Annotated in this window: 7 protein-coding genes; 5 read left to right on the top strand and 2 right to left on the bottom strand. The window is 68.9% G+C overall.

The genetic code is table 11. From position 1 onward, the window contains the following. Nucleotides 1-437: 437 nt before the first annotated feature. The gene (locus tag ACFVXA_RS08865; RefSeq protein ID WP_384401922.1) at nucleotides 438-1,412 is read right to left on the bottom strand and encodes a hypothetical protein; all 975 of its coding nucleotides are present in this window, start codon (nucleotides 1,410-1,412) and stop codon (nucleotides 438-440) included. Between the two features lie 62 nt (nucleotides 1,413-1,474). Between ACFVXA_RS08865 and ACFVXA_RS08860 the strand changes: the two genes are divergently transcribed. The 3 genes from ACFVXA_RS08860 (at nucleotide 1,475) to ACFVXA_RS08850 (ending at nucleotide 3,203) form a co-directional block, all read left to right on the top strand. After that, the gene (locus ACFVXA_RS08860) at nucleotides 1,475-2,146 is read left to right on the top strand and encodes a helix-turn-helix domain-containing protein (RefSeq protein ID WP_362025246.1); all 672 of its coding nucleotides are present in this window, start codon (nucleotides 1,475-1,477) and stop codon (nucleotides 2,144-2,146) included. Between the two features lie 72 nt (nucleotides 2,147-2,218). Then, a complete protein-coding gene (locus ACFVXA_RS08855) occupies nucleotides 2,219-2,344 on the top strand; it encodes a hypothetical protein (protein ID WP_362025249.1) in 126 nt (41 codons plus the stop codon). Nucleotides 2,345-2,627: 283 nt separating this feature from the next. Continuing rightward, nucleotides 2,628-3,203, top strand: coding sequence for an integrase (locus ACFVXA_RS08850; protein ID WP_389472665.1), 576 nt, complete (start codon nucleotides 2,628-2,630; stop codon nucleotides 3,201-3,203). 5 nt (nucleotides 3,204-3,208) lie between these two features. Here ACFVXA_RS08850 and ACFVXA_RS08845 read toward each other — a convergent pair whose 3' ends face one another. Next, nucleotides 3,209-3,826, bottom strand: coding sequence for a TetR-like C-terminal domain-containing protein (locus ACFVXA_RS08845; RefSeq protein WP_362025252.1), 618 nt, complete (start codon nucleotides 3,824-3,826; stop codon nucleotides 3,209-3,211). A gap of 377 nt (nucleotides 3,827-4,203) precedes the next feature. On the opposite strand from ACFVXA_RS08845, the gene ACFVXA_RS08840 reads away from it, so the two are divergent. Next, nucleotides 4,204-5,229, top strand: coding sequence for an alpha/beta fold hydrolase (locus ACFVXA_RS08840; protein WP_383908192.1), 1,026 nt, complete (start codon nucleotides 4,204-4,206; stop codon nucleotides 5,227-5,229). A gap of 260 nt (nucleotides 5,230-5,489) precedes the next feature. After that, nucleotides 5,490-5,882, top strand: coding sequence for a hypothetical protein (locus tag ACFVXA_RS08835; protein ID WP_389470487.1), 393 nt, complete (start codon nucleotides 5,490-5,492; stop codon nucleotides 5,880-5,882). Nucleotides 5,883-6,000 lie beyond the last annotated feature (118 nt).

Genomic DNA, 6,000 nt, shown 5'->3' with positions numbered 1-6,000 from the left:
GCCGCCCCCGGCCCCCCCCCCGCGGGGGGGGGGGGGGGGGCGCCGGGGCCCGCGGGCCCCCCCCACCCCCCCCGGGGGGGCCCCCCCCGCGCGGGGGCCGGCCCCCCCCCCCCCGCGCCGCCTATGCCCGAACCTTCTACCGGCATAACCCGTGAGGGCGCTGCCGCCAGCCCGGACGGCCGATCAGCACCACACAGCTGACACAACGCCTCAACCAGCTCGGAATCCGGCCCAACCAGGCCCGCAGCACCGCGCTCTTCCAACTCGCCACCGAGATCCCCGCCGCGGTCCTCGCCCGCACCGTGGGCATCCACACCGACGTCGCCGTCTCCTGGCAGCGGCTTTCCGCGGGCGACTGGACCGCCTACGCCGCCGAGATCAGCCAGCGAGCCACCCGATCGTTCCAGCAAGGAAAAGACGTACGTGACCTCCGGTGATCAGTGCGGCGCGACCGCCGGACCGCCCAGTTCGTCGATGAGACGCCGGTATGTCTCGAAGGCCGGTTTGGGGGTGTAGTCATCGCGCAGCAGGCCGAAGCGGTGGAAGAGGCCCTCGGCGGTGCTGTCGGCGTCTCGCAGGGCGAAGAACGAGTATCCGTCGATGTTCAGGTCGGCGGAGAGGGCGGCCACGGTCCGCACGACGGTTTCGAGGACCGAGGCCTGTCGTTGCTCGGTGCGGCCCGGGCCGGTGGGCCAGCCGTTCTCGCAGATGCGGATCGCGACGCTGCCGGGGATGCCGGCTCTCTGCAGGTCGGTGCGCCGGAATGCGGTGAGGACCGCAGTGACCGCTTCCGCCAACTGATCGGCGGCGATGGGACGGAACACGTCCGGGAAGAAGTCCAGGCCGACGTAGTCCAGGCTCTGCCGGAAGCGGTCGTCGGCCAGGGCGCCGAGCTCGGACCAGAAGGTGTCGGCCGGATCGAAGGTCGGCACGGCGTTGAAGCCGACCGCCACGCTGCGACCCAGGGCCCGGGCCTCCTGCTTGGCCGCGACAACCCCCTCAACGAGCGCGTTCAGAACGTTGGGAGTGCTGCCGTCGACCGCGGGCAGGTCGGCGTTGGGCTCTTCGCAGATCTGGACGGATGCCAGGTGCGGCCCACCGGTGCGGACGGCCTCGCGGACGAACTCCCGCCACCCCTCCAACTCGCCGGATGGCTCGCGGAACTGCAGCACGAGGTCCAGCTTGCGGCCCCGTTGGAGATACGTCGCGGGATCGGCGGGCGTGGGCGGTTCCAGCGGCGTCACGGTCGCGGCGAACGAGTGGTAGGCGCGCACCGACAGGCTGGCCGTGTCGCTTTGGAGCGTGTCAAGCGCCTCAGTGATGCGGTCCGGCACGTCCGGGCGGACCGGGTGGACGATGCCCTGGTCGTCGCCCAGGATCCCGCCCGGATAGATGCCGAAGTGCAAGGTCATGCTTACCCCACCCCAGAAATCTTGGTGTCACTGCAAATTTGTGGTGACACTATCATCTGGGTATGGGCCTTCGAGAGACCAAGAAGCAGCAGACCCGCACGGCGATCGCCGACGCGGCCCTGCCCCTCTTCCTGGAGCACGGCTTCGACCAGGTCACGGTCGCTGAGGTGGCACGACACGCAGGTGTCTCCACCAACACCGTGTTCAACTACTTCCCCACCAAGGAAGACCTCTTCTTCGATCGCCAGGCAGAAGTAGAGCGCCACCTCGCCACACTGGTACGCGACCGTGCACCTGGCGCCTGCCCAGTGGAGACCATCCGCGACGACCTCCTGACCGCCCTGCGGCACGACGACCCCGCACTCGGGCTCCACCCCGACGCGCCCCGGTTCTGGCAGGTCATCCGCGACAGCACCGCACTGCGCGCACGCGAACGCGAGATCAGCGAAGGCGCCGAGGCCGCGCTGGCCACCGCCCTGGCCGAACACACGCCGAACACCTCCACCAGATGGAACCAGGGCAACCACCCGATGCTCACGCTCCTCGCAGGCGCCATCGCCGGCATACACCGGGCCGCCCTGCGCGAACTGCAGCGACGAATCCTGTCCGGCGAACCACCCACCGACGCCCGCGACAGCATCGCCACAGCGGCAGCCCAGGCATTCAACCTGCTCTGCTCCGGACTCCACACCGACGCCGACCAGACGTCGCAGGAGCTACAACTCCCTCAGTAACCCCGCAGCCCAGCCGAGGCATTCAGACAGTTCCAATACCCGACGTCACCATTAGTCGAGGACGAAGAGCAGGTGATCGCACGCGTCCAGGAGTACCTCGCCGACGTCAAGGAACGTGCCGCCCTTCCGCCGCCCTCGTCGGCCCACGGCTACGAGGCGAGCGACCTGGACGTGCTGTTCGGCGGTGAGCTCGCATGACCCGGCAAGGATCGCGGCGGGCCAACTCCGTCCGGCTGGCGGGAACCGGACCGGTTCCGCCGCGGCCGTTGTTCGTCGACCATGAACTCAAAGCCGATGAGGGACGCGTCGGAGCCCGGCAGGACGATCCGGCTCATCATCAGGCAGTTGAGCCCCGCCACCAGCCCGTTGCGCTGGGACTCACTCTGGTCATCGCCCAGCACGGTGGCGAGTACGAATTCCTTCCCGCTGTCGGCGTCGGCCGCCCGCGCCCCTGATCTACACCCCGCACGACTTCCGCCGGATGTTCGCCACCGAGGCCGTCACCGGCGGGCTGCCCGTCCACATCGCCGCCCGCATCCTGGGACACAAGACACTGACCACCACTCAGGCATACCTTGCGGTCTTCCAGGACGACCTGGTGCGGACCTACCGCGGCTTCCTCGACCGGCGCCGGGCTGACCGACCGCAGGACGAGTACCGCGAGCCCACCGAGCAGGAGTGGCACGACTTCCAGCAGCACTTGGAGCTCCGCAAGGTGTCACTGGGTACCTGTGGGCGACCCTACGGAACCCCCTGCAAGCACGAACACGCCTGCATCCGCTGCCCCGTCCTCCAGATGGATCCCCGCCAGAAGCCACGCCTCATCGAGATCATCCAGAACCTCCGAGAGCGCATCCGCGAAGCCCGCGCCAACGGCTGGCTCGGCGAAGTCGAGGGACTCCAGGGCAGCTTCGACGCTGCGATGGCCAAGCTCAGCAGCCTCAAGCGATCTCCGACCGATGGTCGGCCTCAGCTGGTCGACCTTGGCATGCCGGTCTTCACCACCATGCACCCTCGCCCCGGCGGGGACCGGGAGGGCCCCGCTAACCAGCCCTGATCCTGTCAATGAGCGAGTTCTGCTTGGCGAAGGCTGCGGAACACCGCCGGGGTCGTCCATCCGCGCAACGTGGCGTGAATCGCCCAACGGAATGCGGCCTCGGCCGTCGCGGCGTCGAAGGCCCCAGCCAGTTCAAGAGTCACCAGCCCGTGGAGGGTGGCCCAGATCGACAGAGCGATCGACGTTGCCTCACCGACGAGGACGGACGCTGTCACGGCACGATCGATCGCCGCGAGAAGCGGACGGATCGGGTCACTGGCGCCGACCTCCCCCGACGGGTCGAAGGACTGCACACCACCGAACAGCACCGTGTACAGGTGGCTGTGTGCTCGCCCCCAGCGACGGTAGGCGACGGCCAGCGCGTAGAGGTCGGCGAGAGGGTCCGCGGAGGTCTGCACCGCCGACACGTCCTGGAACAGGCCAGCGACTGCTCTGTCGCGCACCGCACCGATCAGCCCGTCCTTACCGCCGAACAGGGAGTACACCGCCGTCGTCGACGCCTCGGCGGCAGCGGCCACGGCGCGGACGGTGAGCGACTCCCGCGGACGGGTGGCGAGCATCTCGGTCGCGCACTCCACAAGCCGCTCTTTGACGGCCTCGTCGTTTGTTCTCGGCCTACCCACGGTCAGCAGCCTACCCCCTCTGATAACGTCGTTTTGAAACAGCGTTCTGAAACTGTCGGAGGTCCGCCGTGCCTACGTCCGCCATACGTCTCGTCCGCTTCACCGGTCGCTTACTGCTGGCCCTAGCCGCCGTCACGGCGCTGGTTGTCGTCTTTCTCGCACTGATCGCCCTCACAGATGGAGCAGGCTCGGGGCTCGCCGCATGGTTGACGACCCTTGGAGTCGGAGCTGTGCTCGCGATGTGGCTGGGTCGGCGCCGCACTTGGCCGGCGCGGCTCGTGCCGTTCCTGCCGGTGGTTGTCGCGGCAGCATTGACGGCGTCGGTCTGTATCCCGACGGTGCCGACGGCCCGGCGATACCCGCCCACCCTGCCGTTCGTGACCACGCAGCACTGGAGCCTGTCCACCGGCAGCCGGGTCGCGGTGTACCACTACCCGCCCGCGAACCCCGGCACCCGGCATCCCATCCCGCTCGTGTACCTCAACGGCGGACCGGTCCGCGGCATCTCGGTGCTCGACCACCGGTTCCTGCAACTCCTGGCACGCCAGGGATACGACGTCTACGCCTACGAACAGGCCGGTGGCGGACGAAGCGACCTGCTCCCTATGAGCCAGTACACGATCTCCAGGCCGGTCCGCGACCTCGCAGCCTTCGTCGACCGCCTGAACAAGCGCAAGGTCGACATCCTCGGATTCTCGTCAGGCGGGGCCGTGCTCACCCGAGCCCTGGCCGACCCGAGCGTCGCCGCACGCTTGCACCGGGCGATCATCGCCGAGCCCGGCCCCATGGACGGCCCTACCGCCCGCATCGCCGGGCACAAGGGCCGAAAATCCGCACGGGGCCTCGCGCCGGCCATGACCGGACCGCGATCGACGCACGTCCCCCGGTACGCCGTGGCGTTCGGCCTTATGCGACTCGGACTCCTCACCCCCGACACCGGACTGATCGGACAGGCCGAAGGCGACAATGCCTTCACCGCCGCAGACCTCGGCAGCGACACCGCGTCCGCCTACTGCGCTCGCGACGCGCACCGCATCCCCGCCGAGGACACCGCACAGAACTTCTCCTTCAGCCCCGCCGCCAGCCTCCGCATCCAGCAGACGGTCAAGGACTCCCCCTCCATCGCCTCGAAGCTGAGGCGCTCCCGGACTCCCGCGATGCTGATGATCGCTGAGTGCTCCTCCCAGCTTCGTCAATGGGAGACCACCGTCCTTGCCAATGACCTCGCCATCCAGCGCACGCAGTACATGCCCGGAGTCGGACACCACATGTGGAACGGCCTGGACGACAACAACGACCGAGCCGCCGCCGTCATCACTGCGTTCCTTGAGGACAAGCCAGCCCCCCTGCCGAACTACCCGACCCGTGACGAGATCCCTGCCTTCTTGCGCGACCACAAATGAAGTCGTTGTAGCCCGTCACCAGCAACGGCGGGCGAACCCTCGAAGCCGCCCGGGCCCTGCGCGAAGTACAGCCAAGGGCGATCTCTTAGTCCGGAAAAGCAGCCCTCCACTGACCGCAACAGCGCCCTGCCGCACGGCCAGCGGCCGGGGGCACGCCGCCTGCTGCACATCACCGAGGAACAGACGGCCGCTCTGGTGGACGAGCAGCTCGCCCTGGAAGCGGCCCGCGCCGCCTTTGCCGCGATGGTGGACGGCACCGTATTGCCGAGTCTCGTCGCGCGCGGATCCGACCAGCGCAACCAGTTCACCCTCAAACCGGCCGCTTTCACCCTCAAACCGGCCGCTTCCGCGACACACGCCGGGGTGAAGGTCGGCACCTACTGGCCGACTCGCCCGGCAAGCGGGAACTGCCGCCCGAACTGTTCACCGGTGCAAGCGTCTTCTGCGATCTTCCCGAGCAGGCCCGGCGCGTGGGCGAAAGCCGGCACGCACCCAAGGACACGGCGCTCACCCCGCTCGGCGAGGTCCTCACCGGCCGCGCCGCGGGGCGCGGCAGGGACAGCGATGTCACGATCTTCGACAGTTCCGGGATCGGCCTGCAGGACCTCTACCTGGGCCTGGCCCTTCTCAAGAAAATGGAAGTAGCCCTGTGAACCCCACCCCGTCCACCGCGGGCCAGACACTGCACCCGGGCGGCGGACCCCGCGCCCGCCATCGAGGCCGTCTGGAACCGCATCAGCGGCTGGTGACCAGCCAGCGGGGGCCGGGCCA

The organism is Streptomyces sp. NPDC058246 (assembly GCF_042881985.1).
Taxonomy (GTDB): domain Bacteria; phylum Actinomycetota; class Actinomycetes; order Streptomycetales; family Streptomycetaceae; genus Streptomyces.
The sequence above is the reverse complement of the archived record's forward strand: the minus strand, read 5'-3'. Positions and strand labels throughout refer to the sequence as shown.